Origin of the sequence: Thiomicrorhabdus heinhorstiae, assembly GCF_013391765.2 — a bacterium.
Taxonomy (GTDB): Bacteria; Pseudomonadota; Gammaproteobacteria; order Thiomicrospirales; family Thiomicrospiraceae; genus Thiomicrorhabdus; species Thiomicrorhabdus heinhorstiae.
On sequence record NZ_JACBGI020000037.1, the window covers coordinates 1 to 17,643 of the forward strand.

The following is a 17,643-nucleotide window of genomic DNA, read 5'->3' on the forward strand; positions in this document are numbered from 1 at the left end:
ATATTAAGATATTATTAGCATTGTATGGCGATGGCAGCCGTAGAAAGTAATCTTGTTTTTACTTCTTAATCTTATTTCAAGGACGAGTGGGGTTATGGTCTTTAATTTTTAGCTTAATTGCTGTGAAATTAAATCATGGTTGGTCACCGTTAAACTTAAGCTGGTTTGCATGTTTATCGAAGGGGAAACAAAACGTGGAAGGAAAAAAAATATTTAAATTAAATGCTGTGGCTGCGGCTTGTATGTCAGTAGCGATGGGTGCTCATGCCGATACGATTACGGGTATTCAGGGAACAAATGTTGGGACTCAAAGCCAAGTTGTTCAGGATTACGATTTTACTTCATTGGTCCAGTTTGGTTGGGGTGGTTGGAATCACGATAATGTGTCGGTCAAAATCGTTAATGCCGAAACAGGTGAAGAGATTGCATCCAAAAGTTTTGACAACGCGACAGGCGCTTACAGCGCGATGGTTGAAGGGGAGTCTTTCGCCAGCTATATCAACAACGGCGTCAATGTCGATTCACCGACCGGGAAATTGACCGGTAAAGACTGGCCTGTCGGCGAGCCATCAGGTGTGAAAGTTCTGACCGATACGGACACGGTCTATATGTCTAACGGCAAGCCGGCCAGCTGTATTATGAGTACTTCTTTTCATCCGTTTTCCGACGAGTCAAAGTATGTGGCTGATGAGACCCTTCTTCCGGAAGGCGCCACCTTGGATGACGGTCTGCTAGATTCACAATATGTGAATCCAACCATGTGTGACAGTGCTTTCCAGACGCATAAACGTTTTAAAGTCAGTGCATTGCCTGAATCCGTTGCCGAAGACGGTACCGGCAAGCCGGTGGCGATTGATATGGTATTCAATGTGCAAAACTCGGATACCAATGCCGGTGGGCTCGCAACGACTCGTTATATGGTTTTGCAAAAGCTAAACAATTACACCGATAAGCATTTGAAAGGCTTCACTTTGCAAGTGGGAACCGGTGTCGGAACGGCTTTTACGCCAAATACGACGACGACTGTCGAACTTTCTGACGGTGTTGGTGAAAAAGACGGTGGCGGCGATATCTGGGATGCGGACGATCGTGCAACTTTCTCAGCCGGTCTATTTGGTCCGGGTGACGATAAACACGATCCGGGCTTCTTTGATAACGTGAAGCGTGCCGGCTTTGAAGCAACTGAAGGTTCTGCTCCTGAGACAACGGTGACTAACCAGATTACTTCCGGTGCAGTGCTTGCCGATACGTATGAAACTCTTTTCGGAAGTAAGTGGTTGCCAAGCATGTATGAGCCGAAAGGGATTTTCTACGACTTTGACAATGATCCTGCTACCGATGATCAATTAGTCGCCTGGTGGGGAGACAATCCCAATACACCGGAAGAAGATTATATGTGGTTGAAAGGGATGGCGGATGATTATGCACCAGTCACAGCTGAAGAGTTGACGGCATGGGCAACCAGTTCCGAGCCTTATTATGTCGGCGGTATCGAAGATGTATTGAACCTTGGTTTAAGTTACGTCATTGATGTTGGTGAAGTAACGGACACGACCGGAACCTTTACTCTGCGAATGATTCCTTTGGTTGATGAAACCAAAACCGATTATGTACCAGGGTATGAGGAACCTGACAATCAACCTCCGGAAACGTTGGATGATTATGTTCCAGCGGATGACGGTGACGAAACATATAGTAATGAACGTTCGCTTAGTGCATACGATAATGCCAGTCTATTGGCTATGATCTTTGGTTTCCTTGGATTGGGAGCTTTGATCGCGCGTAGAAAATTATCAAAGTAAGATCAAGTCGATCTTATGCGCAAGGTGTTTGCGCAATTTCAAAACGCCGTCCGGTTTGAGTACCGGGCGGCGTTTTTCGTTTTCTTCACCCGAAATATATTGTGTAATGGTGAAGGCCTCAGCCATTTACAGGTTGGGTGGGTTCGTAGGTTTTTACGGCAAATTCGGTTGAGCCGGTAACGGAAGATTAGAAGGTTAGAGAAAGGCAATAAAGTATGTTGAGATTCTCGATTGCTTATTTTGTATGGGTAGGTGTTTTATTTGCTCTATTTTTCTTTGAATCATTTAGTCCGCTATTCGTCATAAATCAGTGGCAGACCGAAGTGACCAATTTGATTACCCGTGGCTGGGTACATGCGTTTGATCTGCCAATTCTGCTCCAAGCCAATACGTTAATACTGGAGAATGGTATGCACTTGCATATCGTGCACGAGTGTAATGGCCTTGTCCCATATTTGCTCTATCTTGCCGCCATTCTGGCCTATCCAACTCCTTTTAGAGTGAAATTGAACTGGGTGCTGCTCGGTTATGCAGCGGTGATGGTCATTAACACCATTCGTATGCTGTTAATCACTTTGGTTGTTTTGGAAGATAAAAGTCTGTTTCCTCTTGCCCATGATTGGTTTGGACGTTATGGCGTGGCAATCCTGACACTGTCTCTCTTCTTCTGGTTCACTTCCCGGGCACCGATTGTAGAGAAAGAACCCGTATCTTCATGAGGCTTTTCGTATAGAAAAGGGATAGCATTTTCCTGTCTTGTTTCTTTAAAACATACAGAACTGATTCGCTCGTTTTCTGTCCATAAATCATCGCCAAAAACCTTGCTTAAGACAGCTCTAATCCGTTTATCTGATAGAACAAATTTATCCATCCTAATAAAAGAGACTGTTCAACTTTATATAAGCGAATTAAAAAAAATTGATCCGAAATAACTAAAAAAATTAATCGGTTACAAACTTGTTTGAGATCAATTTTTTCGGGTCTTCAGCCGCCTACCAGTCATAGTTTTCCAAATTGATTTAGCTATACTCAGAGCCGTAAGGAGATTTCTTAAGAATAAATTAAGAAATAATGAAATGATGAAATTAGATTGGCCGACTGGGTGCAACTGACCGGCTTTTCAAATTTGTCTGTGAACTTAATAGGAGGAAACGGACATGAATATTAAAAAGAAATCACTAGTATTAGCAATGGCAGCAACCTTTGCTGTTCCAGCTGTCTACGCTGAAGATCAAACGCAAGACCAGAGCATGACTCAGATGCAGTTTACTGCCCAAATTAACTTATCGGCTTCGACAACACCGGATATTGGGGATGATGCTTTTAAAACCAAGTTGGTAAGCTTAGGAAACGGCGCTCTCATTTCGGTGTATGGCGACTCGGTTGATGCCACCAAAGTGGTTTACGATGTAAAAGGTGACGCAGAGCGTCCGGCAAGAGATATTTTTATCCGTACCTGTGCCAGTGCAACCTTGGATTGTAGCTTGGAAGAGAACTGGACAGCACCGGTAAACGTCTCCGAGACAGCATTGCTGAGCAGTATGAATGCAGATTGGGACGGACCTGATGTCGATGGTACAACCCGCAAGCCGTTCTATGGTGATTCGGATAAGCCGAACATTTCTAACGGTGGTGCGAATATCATGATTACCTGGACCGATAAATATTGCGGCGATGGTACGAACCAACGTTCGGTAAGTTATTTGGAGCGTGATGATCGTGAAATTCCGTTCAGTTGTACTTGGGCGCGTAAAGCATCGGTTAACGCCGGTGGGGCACTTACCTGGGAAGATAAGGTACAACTTTCGGATGGTAGCCGTGACGCCAAACAGGACGTAAGTAAAATCAACTTAGCCGGTAATGCAGTCATTACCTGGCAGGAAGATCCGCTTGGATTGCAGCTCGGTGAAGCAGATGGTCCTGGTGATGGTGCTTCCGGTGCAATCGCTGCACATGGTACCGATATCTGGATTGCAGCTAAAACTGAAGCTAACGGATATGGCGCTTCTGCCCGTTTGACCGATAATTCGGATGGAACAACCCATGCCTCCGGAAATCATGATGTGATTAAAAACTCGACTGGTACTGTCGTTGACGATTCGGAAATTGACGGTGGTCAAGCAGCAGCAACGCGTGCTAATACCGGTTTGGTGGGACCGACGGTTGTAGTCGCTTATGAAGAAACCAAAGGTTCGGAAGGTCGTGATATCGGTAAATATGTTCGTTACCATGCGCTTCCATTCAGTGGATTGACCGGTGCTGATTTGGATCAGGCTGGTTGTATTATCTCCAACCCTGCTGAAAATGCCCGTCGTGTGCGTTTTGTCGCTCAATCAGACGATATGATGGCACAGGTAAACACTGTACAGGGTGATGCGGATACCGGTATGCGTATCGGTATCTTCTGGAAAGAAGGTCAATATGATCAAGGTGGCCCTTCCGATATTATGGCGCGTGTCGGATTTAAAACCACTGCAGAAGGTTCTACCGGTTTGCTGGCGTCGGATCTGGTTCCTGCGGTCGATATTGCGAACTGTAGTGCTTCCGATTTCCAAACCATCGAAGATAATTTGGTCGGTTCAGATGCGCATAAACAAGGTTATAACCTGAGCAGTAACACTAAAGCCGGCACCAATAATCTGACCGATACAACGGAAACCAACAATATCGAAAATGCGTTGGCGCACCGTGGTGCAATTGTCGGAAACGATCTGTACATCGGTTATAGCTATACCCCTGACTGGGCTTTGGCGACCTATACCGATTTGGAAAATTATGATTTCTGGTTACGTCGCTATGATGCGGTAAGCGCTTCTTGGACTGCACCTAAAAATCTGTCCAATTTACCAACTAAAGAAGTGAATGTTCGTGAACCGCGTTTCGTCAAAACCCCTTACTCATCGGTTGCTGAAGCGAACTATAACCCTGATGCATTCGTTATTGCCTGGGGTACGCAAACCAATGTGTATTCGCATATTGAAGATGCTGAAGACTTAGATATTTTCTATACCCGAAGCTTTGATAAAGGGAATACCATGGAACCGGTTGTCAGTGTCGACAATCCTAACAATCGTGCACGTTATGAATCTCAATTACGTCCGACTCCTGACGGACAAATTGTGTATGCGGTCTGGAACGAGACTGATGGTGTGACTACTGAAGCAGCCTTTGCTAAAGCAATTACTACCGATGCAGTTGTGGATGACGGTTCAACATCAACCAATAGCTCCAGCAGCGGTTGTACTCTATCCGATAATGCGAAGTTTGATCCTACTTTACCTGCGATCTTGCTATCAGCATTAGCTTTCCTAGGTTTCCGACGCGCTCGTCGCAGCCAGGTCTGATATAAAAATCGGCTAAAATTAAGGCGTCGCCGCAAGGTTGGCGCCTTTTTTATTTTGTCTGCTTTATATGTCTTACGACGGGAATTTCATCGATGACCTCAGTCAAAAGAGAGTCTTTTTGGCAAAGAGAATTAGGTCTTTATTGGACGCAGCGTTGTTTTAAAGATCCTTGGTTCTACTCGGCTTTACTGGCGGCACCGCTGCTTTTGCTTCTTGGTCGCACTCTCGTGCCGGAATGGCTTACTGCAATACCTTTGAGCTGGATGGTTTTTTTCCTGATGGTTATCTGGCAGCCGTTGATCGAAGAGCTGTTTTTTCGTGGATTGCTCCAGGGAAAGTTATCTCTCTATGCCTGGTTTGCTGAAAACTGGTTTGGGTTAAGCCGCGCTAACTGGGTTGTCAGCATCGTATTTACCTCTTTTCATCTGTTCTATCATCCTCCAATATGGGCCTTGGCTGTTCTGATCCCTTCTTTAATCTTCGGGTGGTTTCGTGACCGTTATCAGTCGGTCTTTCCGGCGATATTTCTGCATGCGTTTTACAATGCGGTCTTGTTATTTTTTTCTGCAAACTAGCGACAATTGTCTTCGATAAATTCAGCTGTATTAAGCACAGCTTATGCTGAATTAATTTTTTTTATGAAAAAGTATTTAAAAAACCTGCTTCAGAAAATGTGAAATTTTCCCATAAAATAGACAGCGTCAAAGGAGACGTTCTCTATTTGAATCCAAAAAAGGAAATGATTTATGAAGCCTACTCTAAAAAATCTATTTACAGTGAGTGTGTTAACCGCAGCAATGATTACTGCTTCGGGCAGCGCACTTGCCGCTGGAAAAATGACCGGCAAGCAAAGTGTCAGTATAGACACGGTTGTTGAAACGACCGCCATCGAGTCTCTCTCTGTAGATGAAGAACAAGGTTTGCTTTTTATGCGTGAAGAAGAAAAGCTGGCCCGAGATGTGTATCTGACTTTATATGATGTTTGGGGATTGCAGATTTTTAAAAACATCTCCGAATCGGAACAGTCTCACATGGACGCGATCAAGTTATTGATTGAAAAATATCAGCTGGCTGATCCTGTTATCGACGACAGCGTGGGCGTGTATACCGATTACCATTTTGTAGAAACCTATGAAGCTCTGGTTGCTAAGGGTACTGAAAGCCTGGAAGGGGCGCTTCAGGTCGGTAATATGATTGAAGAGCTGGACATTAAAGATATTGCCGAATCGATCGACGCGGTTGACGGAAACGATGATATTGTTGCGGTGTATGAAGAGCTGATGAAAGGTTCCCGTAATCACTTGAGATCTTTCTGGGATGTGTTGACGCGTTACGGCTTTGCCTACGAGCCGCAATTTATTTCTCAAGAAGAGTTCGATGCGATTATCAACTCTCCAATGGAAAGCACCAACTTGAAATAAGGTGCGAAATAATGAAAAGGGGCCAAGAAGCCCCTTTATTTTTTTAGAGAGTCGCTTTCGCGAATTAGCAAAACCTTGTCGGCATTACATCATCGGATAGATTGATGCCAGTTTTGCAAACTGTTCCTGAGTCAGGATTTTTTTCATGTTATCGCGGCAATCGATTTTGGTTTCGGCAATCTCTTTGCGCATCGCCAGAGTCTTTTCAAATTTGGCTATCAGTTCGGCTTTCGGCAATCCCGCCAGGCTATCTTGAATTAATTCTTTTTCCAGGCCGTTTACCTGACTGAAGAGCTGTTGCATTTTATCGCCGTGGGCTTTTGTCCAGGCTTTAATATCTGCGATCTGTTGTGCACTTAAACCGAGCTCAGCACTGTTTTTAATGGCGATACCGGTTAAATTCGGGAAGGCCGGATTTGCATGCATAACCATGCCCCTCGGATTTTGATTGCGGCCGTTAGACAGCATCATTCCCTGACCCATGCCCGAGCCGTTCATCGGTTTCATTCCCATCCCCATACCGGAACCATTCATTTTGCCCATCGGCATGATCGGACGTCCGATCGCCTCGATGGTCTTGGTCGAACCGTCATCGAAGGTCAGATCGATTTTAATCGCTTGGCCTTCTTTAACCGGCTGGGTTAAACCGATCAACATCACGTGTAAGCCGCCCGGTTGCAGAGCGGTGGTTTTGCCTGCCGGCAGTTCGATTTTTTCAACACGGCGCATACGCATGACACCGGCATCGTGAATATGAGTGTGTAACTCGGTGACCTTATTGATATAAGCCTTTGCGTCGACCAGAGCATGATCTTCGCCCGAATTGTTCTTGATCGTCATAAAAGCGGCAGTTGCCGGCGCCGTCGGCGGAACCATTCTGACATAAGGGTCGTTGATTTCGATGGATTCGGCGACGGTGGCAGCCAAGGCTTGCCAGCTGATCAGGCAACCGGCTAAAAGAGCGGTAAAGCTTAAGGGTTTCATTAATGTCTCCTTGTGTGAGTCTCAGATGTGTAATTTTGAATCAGGGCACTAGTATTCCAAAAAAAATCGAGGGTGCATTTGATCTGAATCAGTTATTGAACCTTAAGGAAAAGAAAGGCTTCCCCGGCGACAAGAGTTTAACCCCGAAACCGACGAATTTAAGGGCCTGCGACAATTTGTCGCATTGTTTGCAAACATAGCGCCTCCTACAATTCTGCGCTGATTTAAAGGTAATTTTTGGATTGTTGGGGGAGTTATGCAGAAAAATGGTTTGTGTTTAAATGCGCTGACATCGGCGATGTTGCTGATGTATTCGCAAGGCGGCTTTGCTGAGAGTTCTACCGAACTTGAGCAGGTTACCGTTTCTGCATCGACAATCGAAGACCGATTTGAGTCCGATCGCAACGATCCAGCCAGTTCGACCGTTATTAATATGGAAGACATTGATGCCAAGCATGCGACCAACATCATCGAAGTCCTGCGGGCGATTCCGGGTATTACCGCCGATTTGGCCGGAGAAGGCGACGGCATCAAGATTAAAATTCGCGGGATCGACAGTCAGCGCTATATGGGAGAAAAACCGGGCGTGGCGATTGTCATTGATGGTGTTCCCGTTTTTGAGCGTACCGGCAAGGTCAATATCGATCTGGATAATATCCAGTCGATTCGTGTTGTGAAGGGGCCTGCTTCATTCCTGTATGGAGAGGATGCTCTGGCCGGAGCGATCATTATTACCACCAAGCGTGGAGTTGAGCACGAAGGGGTAACGGTCGAGTATGATCGCGGTTCTTACGGTTACGACCGTAAATTGATTAAAGGCGGTTTTGCCGGTGAAGAATTTGCCGGCCATATCCAATATGCCGACCGCCATAACGACGGTTACTACGCGCTTTCCCAACGCGATTCCGAAAGCCTGGCCGGGAACTTGCAATACTATATCGACGATCACAGCGATTTGACCTTCGGCTTTGAGAAAACCGATCGCTTCCGCGACAGAGACGGTTCCGTAACCGGTGTCACGGCTGCCGAAACCGATCCGGAAGGGGAACTGGCCGGAAGAGGTTATACGCGAATGTTCAATGTCGATTTGTCACGTCTGAATCTGACTTATTCGAACGATTTTTCCGATACAGGGAATCTGCTGGCGGTCGTTTACCAGTATCAGGATTTCACCGATTACTGGTCGGCGCCGATTAAATACGATGGCGACGGGAATTCCGTAGGTGACGATCAGGTCGATATGTATCAGAATCTGAATGATTACGAGCAAGTTCAGAGAGGAATCAAGCTGGAAGGACGCGATTCGTTCGGCAGCTGGGGACTGATGGTTGGTGCCGAACTGAAGAAGAACACCTTTGACGAACTGACGACCGTCAAAGAGGACTACCGGACTTTTTCCCGCGGGACGACCATTACTGCGGGTACCATTAAATCCGATTCTTACAGAGAAGAAATTACCAAAGCGGTTTATACGGAAGCCAAAAAAGCCCTGTCCGATCAGTTCACCCTGACAATGAACTACCGCTTCGATAATATCACTTTGGACGGTCTGGATCGCCTGACGGATCTTACTCAGCACGACGAGTTCTCGATTCATTCCTGGCGACTGGGCGGAGATTATGATTTAACGCCAATTACATCGCTTTACGGCGGTGTTTCCACCGGATTCCGCGCTCCGACACTTTCCGAGCTGGCGGAGAACCCCGACCTTATCCCTGAAAAATCCATTAACTATGAGCTTGGTATTCGCTCGACGGTCGATTTGTTCGGCTGGAAAACCAAGCTGAACTCTTCAGTCTTTTACATCGAACGAAAAGACTTTATTACCAGTGCGATCGGTCAGTACGTCAACAGCAATGCTGCAATCAATACCGATCTGGAAGCCCGCTCGGAAAATATCGGTCATGTTGTCAGTAAGGGGCTTGAACTGGCATTGCAAACCGAAAAGAAACACAACCTGTCTTTTGACTTTGCCTACACTCTGTTGGATAGCTATTTTGTCAGTTACGACAACTTCTTTCTTGCCCTTGGTAACCCTTATGCGCGCACCATCGTTGCCAGTGAAGCCGAGCTGACCGATCCGGCCAACCAAGTGTATTTTAAACCGTATGACAACAGCGGTAACGCCGTGCCGAGAACGCCGACGCACAGCGCCAACTTCCGTATCAACTGGTATCCGACGACCAAACTGCGACTGTTGACCGAAATCGACTATCGCGGCGAAAGCTACGCCGACGAAATCAATCAGGAAAAAATGCCGGCAAGAACTTTGGTGAACGTCGGACTGGAATACCAGACACGCACGCCAATTTTCTCTGCCAAACCTTCCGATTTAGGTGTCTTCGTAAAAGTCGACAATGTCTTTGACGATCAGTTTTATTCCATTGTTCGCGGTTTTTATGACAGCAATCAGGACGGTGTTTATAACGAGGAAGATCTGTCGATCAATGTCGATCCCGGCCGTGTGTGGATGGCCGGTATTAAGATCAGATTCTAAGGAGTTAGTGCAATGCTAAAGCGTCTGACGAATTGGATGTTTCTGATCGGCGGGTGTCTGTCATTTTTGACGGCGCCCGTTTTTGCGTCAGAAAATCCCGATGATTATATTGATAAAAATGGCCCGAAAGTGGCGATTGTTTCTACCAATTTTGTTTTGAGCAAAAAGTTCAAGCTGCTGACGGCAGCTGCTCAAAAGCAGGGTGTCGAGTTGGATTGGGTTCAGGTCGATGCCAAAGACGGTTCCGGTGGTAAAGAGGGCGTGCATAAGGCGTTGCAAAATGCCGGACTGGTGATTATTGATGCACCACGTTCTGACGATCAGGCACTGATCGAGACCTTTGCCGGCGAGGCGTTGCGCAATCTAAGCGTGCCGATAGTGCATATTAATCGCATGAGCCGTCCGGTTCGCTTGCGTACCATTAATTTGCCGACCGAAGTCGGTCAGCAGGTTTACGGCTACTATCTAGGCGGTATGAGCGATAACCATCGTCTGCTGTTTGATTATGCAAAAGCGATTATCGCAGGGGGCGACTTAGATTCAGTGCCGTTGCCGATAGAAATGCCGAACGGAGGTATCTACCATCCGGCTTATAAACAGCAGATTTTTGCCGACCTGCCTAGCTATATTCAGTGGTGGAATCAGCGTTCCGGTAAAGATGGTGCGCAAGGTTTAGTGGTCGCGATGGAGACCTCATCGAGCTATATCGCCGACGGACAAACACGCCATCTGGATGAAACCATCGACGCGCTGGAAAAGCGTGGTGCTATGCCGCTGTTTTTCTATCGTGCGGCCCGGGTGACGCAAAATACCTTTAAATCGCAGCAGTCGGTCGCGCGTGAAGCGGTGCAAAAGGCAAATGCGCGTCCAAGCGGTCGTCCTGAATCTTCCGGTAGACCGTCTGGAAGACCTGCTACAGCACAAGCCGATGACAACCCTTTCCCGAATCCGAAAACCGGTCGTCCTTATAAGTTCAATGAACCGCTTATTACGTTGAATGGCAAGGTGTTGCCGCAGGTCATGATGGTCAATACCTTCCTAGGCGGAGATGTTGAAGGGCGCAAACTGCGTTATCAGGCGCAGGGCATTCCGGTGTTGAATATCCTGCATTATCGCGAAGGTGGGCGTGAGGTTTATATGCAAGATTTGGCGGGGGTAAGCTCTTTCCGCTTGCCGTTTACCTTGACCAATGCCGAATATATCGGGATTCAAGATCCGGTGGTATTAACCGTTAATCCGGATGGCGAAATGATCCCGCTGCCGGAGCAGATGGAATTGCTGGTCGGTAAGTTGATTAACCTTGCCAAACTGCAGCGCAAAGCCAATCAAGATAAAAAGTTGGCGCTATTTTTCTGGAATCACCCACCTGGCGAAAAGAATCAGGGCGCGTCGAATATGAATGTGCCGCGCTCAATTGAAAAGCTGGTTGCCGATATGAAGGCGCAAGGCTATGCGTTGGACGATGTCAGTGAACAGCAGTTGATTGATGCGGTCGCGACCATGTTGCGTCCGGCGTATCGCGCCAATGCCGTGCCGGAGCTAATGAAAACCGAACTATGGGATTTTATGCTGCTCGACAAATACCGCGCTTGGTTTGCGACTTTGCCGCAGTCTGTGCAGGACAATATCACCAAAAACTGGGGCGATCCTGCCGACAATCACTGGGTGGTCGATTACAAGGGGCAGCAAGGTTTTGTGATTCCGCGTTTGAAACTTGGCAATCTGATTGTCATGCCGCAACCGAGTCGTGGCGGTTCGAGCGCCGAGGAGGATAAAGACCTGTTCCACGACACCAAACGCCCGATGAATCACTACTATGCGGCGGTCTATCTATGGACACGCGAGGTCTACGGTACCGATGCGATTATCCATTTTGGAACCCACGGTACGCAAGAGTGGCACCCGGGTAAAGAGCGCGGTTTATGGGCCTATGACTGCCCGAATCTGGCGGTGTGGAATACACCGGTGGTCTATCCCTATATTGTCGATAATATCGGTGAGGCGCTTCACGTGAAACGCCGTGGGCGTGGTGTCATTGTCAGCTATCAAGTGCCGCCATTTTCGCCTGCCGGTTTATCGGATGACTTTGTCGCGATTAACGATGCCATTCGCGAATATATCTCGCTCGATGAAGGGCTGGTGAAATCCAATGCCAAGGATTTGATTATCGAACAAGCGGTGAAGATGAAGATTCCGGAAGATATGGGTTGGAAAGTTGAAGACTTGCACGCTAATTTCGATAATTTCCTGCGCGATATCGAAGACTATCTGGAAGACCTCGGTTCCGCCATGCAACCGCTTGGCTTGCACACCTTTGGTGAAACCGCCGAACTTGACCATCTGGCTCTAAATATTATGTTGATGCTCGGTGATGACCTAATGCAGCCGCTTGGTGTCGCGAACAGTCGTGAACTGTTTCGAGCCGACTATAAGTTGATTAAGACCACCGAGCCGTTTAAGTTTGTTCGTGCGCATATCATTGACGAACAGCCGCTAAATGCCGCGGACTCCGCTAAACCGGAGCTGGTTGCGATTGTGAAGCAGGGTATTCAGTATGCGCAAAATTTGCGTGCCGAATCAGAAACCAAAGGGATTCTTACAGCGCTAAATGCAAAGTGGCTTGATCCGTCTTATGGCGGCGACCCGATTCGTAATCCGGATGCCATTCCTACCGGACGTAATATGTATGGTTTTGATCCATCGCGCATTCCGACTAAATCTGCTTATCAGGCAGGTGTGCAGGCGATGAAAGAGATGATCGCCAGTCATGAACGTACCCACGGCGAATTCCCGAAAAAACTCACCTTCTCGATGTGGAGTACCGAAACTTTGCGCCATCTGGGGATGCTCGAAGCGCAGGTCTTCTATGCCATGGGCGTGAAGCCGATCTGGGATCGCGGCGGGCGCGTGACAGGGTTGGAAGTGATTCCGCTTAAAGAGTTGGGTCGTCCGCGTATCGACACGGTCATTTCGCTGACAGGTCTATACCGCGACCAATTCCCGAATGTGATGGAACGCTTTAACGAAGCGATTGTCATGCTCGCCAATCTTGATGAAGGCGAAGAGGATAACTTTATCCGCGCCAATACACTGCGGATTGAAAAGGCGCTAATTAAAGAAGGTGTTGAGCCAAAAGCGGCGAAGAACTTTGCGCTGACCCGCGTGTTCGGCACCGAAAGTGGCGACTACGGCACCAAGTTGCCCGATGCGACCTTGGCTTCCGATAAATGGGAAGAGGATGACGGCAAGCTTGCTGAGTTGTATCTGTCGCGTATGTCATGGGCTTACGGGCCGGACACGTCGCAATGGAGTCAAAAACTGACCACCAAAGACGGCAAGCCGGTCAATGTCTATGCCGAGCAGTTAAAAGGCACCTCGGCGGCGGTCTTTTCGCGTTCCTCGAATTTGCGCGGGCTACTGGATACCGACCACCCATTTGAATATTTAGGTGGGATTTCTATGGCGTTGCAACATCTTGAAGGCAAAGCACCGCAACTCTATATCTCCAATATGCGCGATCCGAAAAAAGCCAAACTGCAAACCGCCGAGCGTTTCTTAGCCACCGAGCTGCGTGCCGTCTATCAGCACCCGAACTGGGTTAAGGAGATGCAAAAAGAGGGCTATGCCGGAACTTTGCAGATGCTCAATACCATCAATAACTTCTGGGGCTGGCAAGTCATGGATCGCAATGTCGTGCGTGATGACCAGTGGCAAGAATTCCACGAGGTGTATATCAAGGACAAATATGACTTGGATATGAAAACGTGGTTTGAAGAATCCAATCCAACGGCCATGGCGCAAATTGCCGAGCGTATGCTGGAAGCGATTCGCAAAGACTACTGGAAGTCCTCCGAGCAGACTAAAAAAGAGCTGGTGCAGACCTATCAGGAACTGGCAGAAAAGTATGATGTGCATACCGACAACCAGACCTTTAAAGCCTATGTTGCCGAGCTGGCGGCGGGTTACGGTCTAAGCGCCGCACCGGCGCCGGATATGGCCACTTCTGCGGCACAGCCTGCACCTGCTGAAAGCATGGAAAAACCCGAGTCTGAAAACACGGAACAAACCGAGCAAACCGAACAACTGGAAACCGTGCAAGGGCAAGTTATGCAAGAACAACAGCCCGAAGAACAACAACCAATCGACCAACCGAAATGGTGGCTACTGCTCGTCGCACTCCTCGCGGCAGGGGCTTTGCGTCAAATCTATTTAAGAAGGTAAAGTGCAACTTGTTCTAACGATTAAACGCCCTTAAATGGGCGTTTTTTATGGATTTAAAAATTTTAGAAACAAAAGTATTTTATTTTGAGATCATGATCCTAAAATAAATAACCTTAATTCTTTTTTTGGCTTAAACGTATAAAATATTCAGCGTTATGGAAAAATTAAATGACTTAAAAATAAGGCAAGCTCTCTTGCATCGCTTTGCTAGACAAGGGCTAGATGATTATGAAGTAATGCAAGAGCTACATGTTTGTAGCAGTCATGCAATTGCTGATGTAGTTACACTTCGTGATGAATCCCATTGTTATGAAATTAAAGGTGAAACGGATAAAGTTACGCGTATTCTTGAACAAGGATATCACTACAATAAAGCATTCCGTCGAATTACTCTTGTGACGACTGAAAATCATTTGAGCAAAGCCTTGGAAATTACGCCCATATTTTGGGGGGTTATGCTGGCACGAATCACACAAAAAGGTGAGGTGTTGATTACGAGTGTCCGCAAGGATAAGGTCAATCCAGAATTTGATCCAGAAATTGCGCTTTATACGCTTTGGAAAGATGAATTGTTGCAGCTATTGGATAATCCTATGCCTAAAGACAAACGCAAAAATTGTGTGGATCTTTCAAAGATGATTGCCGAAAACAATAAAAAGTTAGAGGTAAGTCGTAAGGTCGCTGCTACTTTGGGTTATCGGCATAAGCTCAAAATTGCTAACGGCTATAAATATGTAGCATATAGCTGATGTGGGCATTTACTAAAAATTTTGTGATTGAGTTTATCCAAAACCCTTTTCTAGCGTTTTGTTTGGCGTCAAATTCGCCGTCAGCCCAACTGAAATCTGGCCCTCGATAGATTGAAGGGGTTAGTTGAATCATGTCTTTTACATGTTGGTTATATAGGTAACCTTTTGACGGCTTGCTAATTACTTTGGTGCCACGCCAAATGTGTTGTGTTTGTTCGTGTGGGTAAACAAGTTTACTGGTGGCATTGCGTGCGCTATCAGGATTTGGTTCTGCAAACTCGGGTGATACAGTCGTATAATCTCCGAGTTGAATGTCGTGCGAATCTGAAAAGTTGGCTTTTACGTTTTGGTAAATTTGTAGCTCTATTCGTTCGATGACATCGTAGCAATTAGGTTTAACTAATGACGCAAGTGAAATGGGAATCATTGAGCCGCACACAATGACTTTGGTAACCCGATAGTCTCCAGTGAATTTACGAACATAATCGGTGATTTGCGATACAGTTGCATTGATGTCTTTATCATTAAATAATGCAACTAGACGACAATCCATAATCAGGTGGACCTCTGTGAATAGATCGTTCATCAGTTCATCTAAAGACTCTTTAACTTCTTCGTTTGTGGCTGTATAGCTAATAAAGTCTTCATAAGTGACGCGGTAAGCAATAATGTTTGCTGAGTCGGGATTCTTTGACATAAAGGTCTTAATCGACTCTTTGTGATCATCGGTTCTATCCGGACCAGTTACGGGTATAGCGGTAAAGGTATCGAATTGCTCTAGAAGATATAAATAATTGTGCTTGCCCAGGATCATATGGTCTTCGATATCAAAGGTGTCGATGTAAAACCTTTGAAATTCAGGGAGTTTTTGCTTCAGCTTTTTTGCCATTTCTTCTGATTTTTTGGCGTAATCACTGGGTTTTTTTGAATCTTGTTTTGATGGGAAATCAAAAAACGGCACAAGGTGTTTATGCCATTTTGAATCAAGATTTTCTAAGGCAACAAGCTCATTGTCTTTAAGCTTTAGGAACGGTGTATAGTCGATATTCATTCGGGAAATAATCGTTCCTTAAATTTAGCTGAATTAACCAAATCACTAAATAATTTGTAGTTTTTTGAGCTGAACCGAATCATTCCAGCAATGACTACAGGGTGAACTTTATTTCGCTCTGCAATCTCGATAATGGTGTCAAGTTTTGCAATGGTTTTTGGTGTGGTTCGCCATTCCGTTTTAGGGATAAAGCTAAAGCGTGTCTGACGATTTGCCTGAATTTCGATATCGGTGTTATCTTCATTATCTGACCATAGGTCAACATCAATGATAGGTGTAGATAATTGATCGAAATGCAGAGCGACATGAGAGAGCTCGTGAATTAACGTGAACCAAAAGTTATCAAGTCGGTCGAAGCGTACCGCATGAACAACAACAGGAAATTTGCCTGCGAGTAAAAAGGTGGCACCATCGACCTTGCTTGCTTCCAGAGCGGGAAGATAGATTAAAATAATACCTTTGTACGCCAAGATTTCTGGTATTTCGGAAATAATATTTTCTTCTATGCTCAATTGAGCAATCTCTCGAACTTCACTGGTTTTTAATCCGATAAAGTCAGGCATGGCCTGATGTTCAATATAAAACTCTTTTGCCATTTGCTGCGCTTTGGCTAACCAAAGAGTAATCTTTGAATCGTTCGCTCCAGTTGTTTTGCGAAATAGGGTATTGGCTTGAGAATAATTGACAAACAAGTTACTTAATTCCCAGCCAGCGTTTTTTATTGTATTTGGGGATGCTCCGTCAATAAGCGCTGAAAACTCTCTATGTTTCGCAAGAGCATCTTCCAGTGATAAACCGTCGCAGTTATTAATGATTTCATCTTCAATATTCGGTAGCTTTTTCATGATGTCACCAACGCTTTTGCCACTTGTTCTTCTAGTTCATAAAATTTTAACACGGCACCATTATCTTGAGTCTTGTCATAATCAGGCAGATGAGTCATGCCAAGCTTTTGCTCATAAAAAGGTTCGGCTTGTCTTAGAGCGTGTAGGTTAAGCCCATATTGTAATTTTAAGGTATTTACACTGTATTCAATCATGTACTGAATTAGGGTGGTGCCAATGCCAGAAAAGCGTTTTGGTTCAAGTGGATTTTTGGTATTCCAAGGTGCTGAAGCAATAAATTCGATATAAAAGATTTCTCCAGGTTTTAACTTAGCTCCTGCTGGGTGACAGATGAGACAAATACCTTGTACCCGGTCATCAATAATCAGATAAAACCAGAGATAGCTCTCTGAATTAAAGCTTAGAGTTTTGGTAAACCAGTCCCAGTGTGCGCTACCGAATTGGAATCCTTGTTTGGCCTCCATTAGTTCCTCAGGAGGTAGTGATCGTAAATAATTCAAAGTGTCATTAAAAAACATACCCCATGCATTGTCGCAAAGCGAAGCCAACCGTGGGCTGCTACCACACAGAATTTGAAAAGGTCGTGGAATATTTACATTGTCATTCAAAATGCCTGAAGCAATTTGTGTAATTTTTTCTGGGGCTTTAAGAGTGTTGTTTGAGATTGATTGTCTTATTTCGTCTAGTGTCATTTGATTCTTTACTGCTCCAGAAAAAATAATTTTGAAT

The 17,643-nt window shown here is 45.8% G+C and carries 12 protein-coding genes; 8 read left to right on the plus strand and 4 right to left on the minus strand.

Translation table 11 applies throughout. The annotated features are described in order from the left end of the window. Positions 1-242 precede the first annotated feature (242 nt). The 5 genes from H8792_RS11715 to H8792_RS11735 all read left to right on the plus strand — a co-directional run bounded on the left by H8792_RS11715 (position 243) and on the right by H8792_RS11735 (position 6,567). Positions 243-1,802 carry a choice-of-anchor F family protein gene (locus H8792_RS11715; RefSeq protein WP_185979156.1) on the plus strand — a complete coding sequence of 520 codons (1,560 nt, stop codon included), beginning with the start codon at positions 243-245 and terminating at the stop codon, positions 1,800-1,802. A 215-nt stretch (positions 1,803-2,017) separates the two neighbouring features. Continuing rightward, complete coding sequence (locus H8792_RS11720) at positions 2,018-2,521, plus strand: exosortase/archaeosortase family protein (RefSeq protein WP_194947666.1); 504 nt, start codon at positions 2,018-2,020, stop codon at positions 2,519-2,521. A gap of 438 nt (positions 2,522-2,959) precedes the next feature. After that, positions 2,960-5,146, plus strand: a complete 2,187-nt coding sequence (locus tag H8792_RS11725; protein WP_185979158.1) for a choice-of-anchor O protein — start codon at positions 2,960-2,962, stop codon at positions 5,144-5,146. A gap of 92 nt (positions 5,147-5,238) precedes the next feature. Continuing rightward, positions 5,239-5,721, plus strand: coding sequence for a JDVT-CTERM system glutamic-type intramembrane protease MrtJ (gene mrtJ / locus H8792_RS11730; RefSeq protein WP_185979159.1), 483 nt, complete (start codon positions 5,239-5,241; stop codon positions 5,719-5,721). Positions 5,722-5,892: 171 nt separating this feature from the next. After that, complete coding sequence (locus tag H8792_RS11735; RefSeq protein ID WP_228767113.1) at positions 5,893-6,567, plus strand: DUF2202 domain-containing protein; 675 nt, start codon at positions 5,893-5,895, stop codon at positions 6,565-6,567. 84 nt (positions 6,568-6,651) lie between these two features. On the opposite strand, the gene H8792_RS11740 is transcribed toward H8792_RS11735, so the two are convergent. Beyond that, entirely contained in the window at positions 6,652-7,551 is a 900-nt protein-coding gene (locus H8792_RS11740) for a copper chaperone PCu(A)C (RefSeq protein ID WP_185979160.1), read from the minus strand. Positions 7,552-7,807: 256 nt separating this feature from the next. On the opposite strand from H8792_RS11740, the gene H8792_RS11745 reads away from it, so the two are divergent. The 3 genes from H8792_RS11745 (at position 7,808) to H8792_RS11755 (ending at position 15,018) form a co-directional block, all read left to right on the plus strand. Continuing rightward, positions 7,808-10,048 carry a TonB-dependent receptor gene (locus tag H8792_RS11745; protein ID WP_185979161.1) on the plus strand — a complete coding sequence of 747 codons (2,241 nt, stop codon included), beginning with the start codon at positions 7,808-7,810 and terminating at the stop codon, positions 10,046-10,048. Positions 10,049-10,060: 12 nt separating this feature from the next. Beyond that, complete coding sequence (gene cobN / locus H8792_RS11750) at positions 10,061-14,269, plus strand: cobaltochelatase subunit CobN (protein WP_185979162.1); 4,209 nt, start codon at positions 10,061-10,063, stop codon at positions 14,267-14,269. A gap of 155 nt (positions 14,270-14,424) precedes the next feature. Next, positions 14,425-15,018, plus strand: coding sequence for a sce7726 family protein (locus H8792_RS11755; RefSeq protein ID WP_185979163.1), 594 nt, complete (start codon positions 14,425-14,427; stop codon positions 15,016-15,018). On the opposite strand, the gene H8792_RS11760 is transcribed toward H8792_RS11755, so the two are convergent. The 3 genes from H8792_RS11760 to H8792_RS11770 form a co-directional block, all read right to left on the minus strand. Further along, a complete protein-coding gene (locus tag H8792_RS11760) occupies positions 14,987-16,069 on the minus strand; it encodes a beta family protein (RefSeq protein ID WP_185979164.1) in 1,083 nt (360 codons plus the stop codon). The genes H8792_RS11755 and H8792_RS11760 overlap by 32 nt on opposite strands. Continuing rightward, positions 16,066-16,914, minus strand: a complete 849-nt coding sequence (locus H8792_RS11765; protein WP_185979165.1) for an ImmA/IrrE family metallo-endopeptidase — start codon at positions 16,912-16,914, stop codon at positions 16,066-16,068. The genes H8792_RS11760 and H8792_RS11765 overlap by 4 nt, the downstream gene beginning before the upstream one ends. Further along, a partial coding sequence (locus tag H8792_RS11770) for a hypothetical protein (protein WP_185979166.1) occupies positions 16,911-17,643 on the minus strand: 733 nt, incomplete at its 5' end. The genes H8792_RS11765 and H8792_RS11770, both read right to left, overlap by 4 nt.

Excerpts from the sequence above, each read along its gene's own strand:
- H8792_RS11715 (WP_185979156.1), top strand. The coding sequence starts at position 243 with ATGTCAGTAGCGATGGGTGCTCATGCCGATACGATTACGGGTATTCAG.
- H8792_RS11720 (WP_194947666.1), top strand. The coding sequence starts at position 2,018 with ATGTTGAGATTCTCGATTGCTTATTTTGTATGGGTAGGTGTTTTATTT.
- H8792_RS11725 (WP_185979158.1), top strand. The coding sequence starts at position 2,960 with ATGAATATTAAAAAGAAATCACTAGTATTAGCAATGGCAGCAACCTTT.
- mrtJ (WP_185979159.1), top strand. The coding sequence starts at position 5,239 with ATGACCTCAGTCAAAAGAGAGTCTTTTTGGCAAAGAGAATTAGGTCTT.
- H8792_RS11735 (WP_228767113.1), top strand. The coding sequence starts at position 5,893 with ATGAAGCCTACTCTAAAAAATCTATTTACAGTGAGTGTGTTAACCGCA.
- H8792_RS11740 (WP_185979160.1), bottom strand. The coding sequence starts at position 7,551 with ATGAAACCCTTAAGCTTTACCGCTCTTTTAGCCGGTTGCCTGATCAGC.
- H8792_RS11745 (WP_185979161.1), top strand. The coding sequence starts at position 7,808 with ATGCAGAAAAATGGTTTGTGTTTAAATGCGCTGACATCGGCGATGTTG.
- cobN (WP_185979162.1), top strand. The coding sequence starts at position 10,061 with ATGCTAAAGCGTCTGACGAATTGGATGTTTCTGATCGGCGGGTGTCTG.
- H8792_RS11755 (WP_185979163.1), top strand. The coding sequence starts at position 14,425 with ATGGAAAAATTAAATGACTTAAAAATAAGGCAAGCTCTCTTGCATCGC.
- H8792_RS11760 (WP_185979164.1), bottom strand. The coding sequence starts at position 16,069 with ATGAATATCGACTATACACCGTTCCTAAAGCTTAAAGACAATGAGCTT.
- H8792_RS11765 (WP_185979165.1), bottom strand. The coding sequence starts at position 16,914 with ATGAAAAAGCTACCGAATATTGAAGATGAAATCATTAATAACTGCGAC.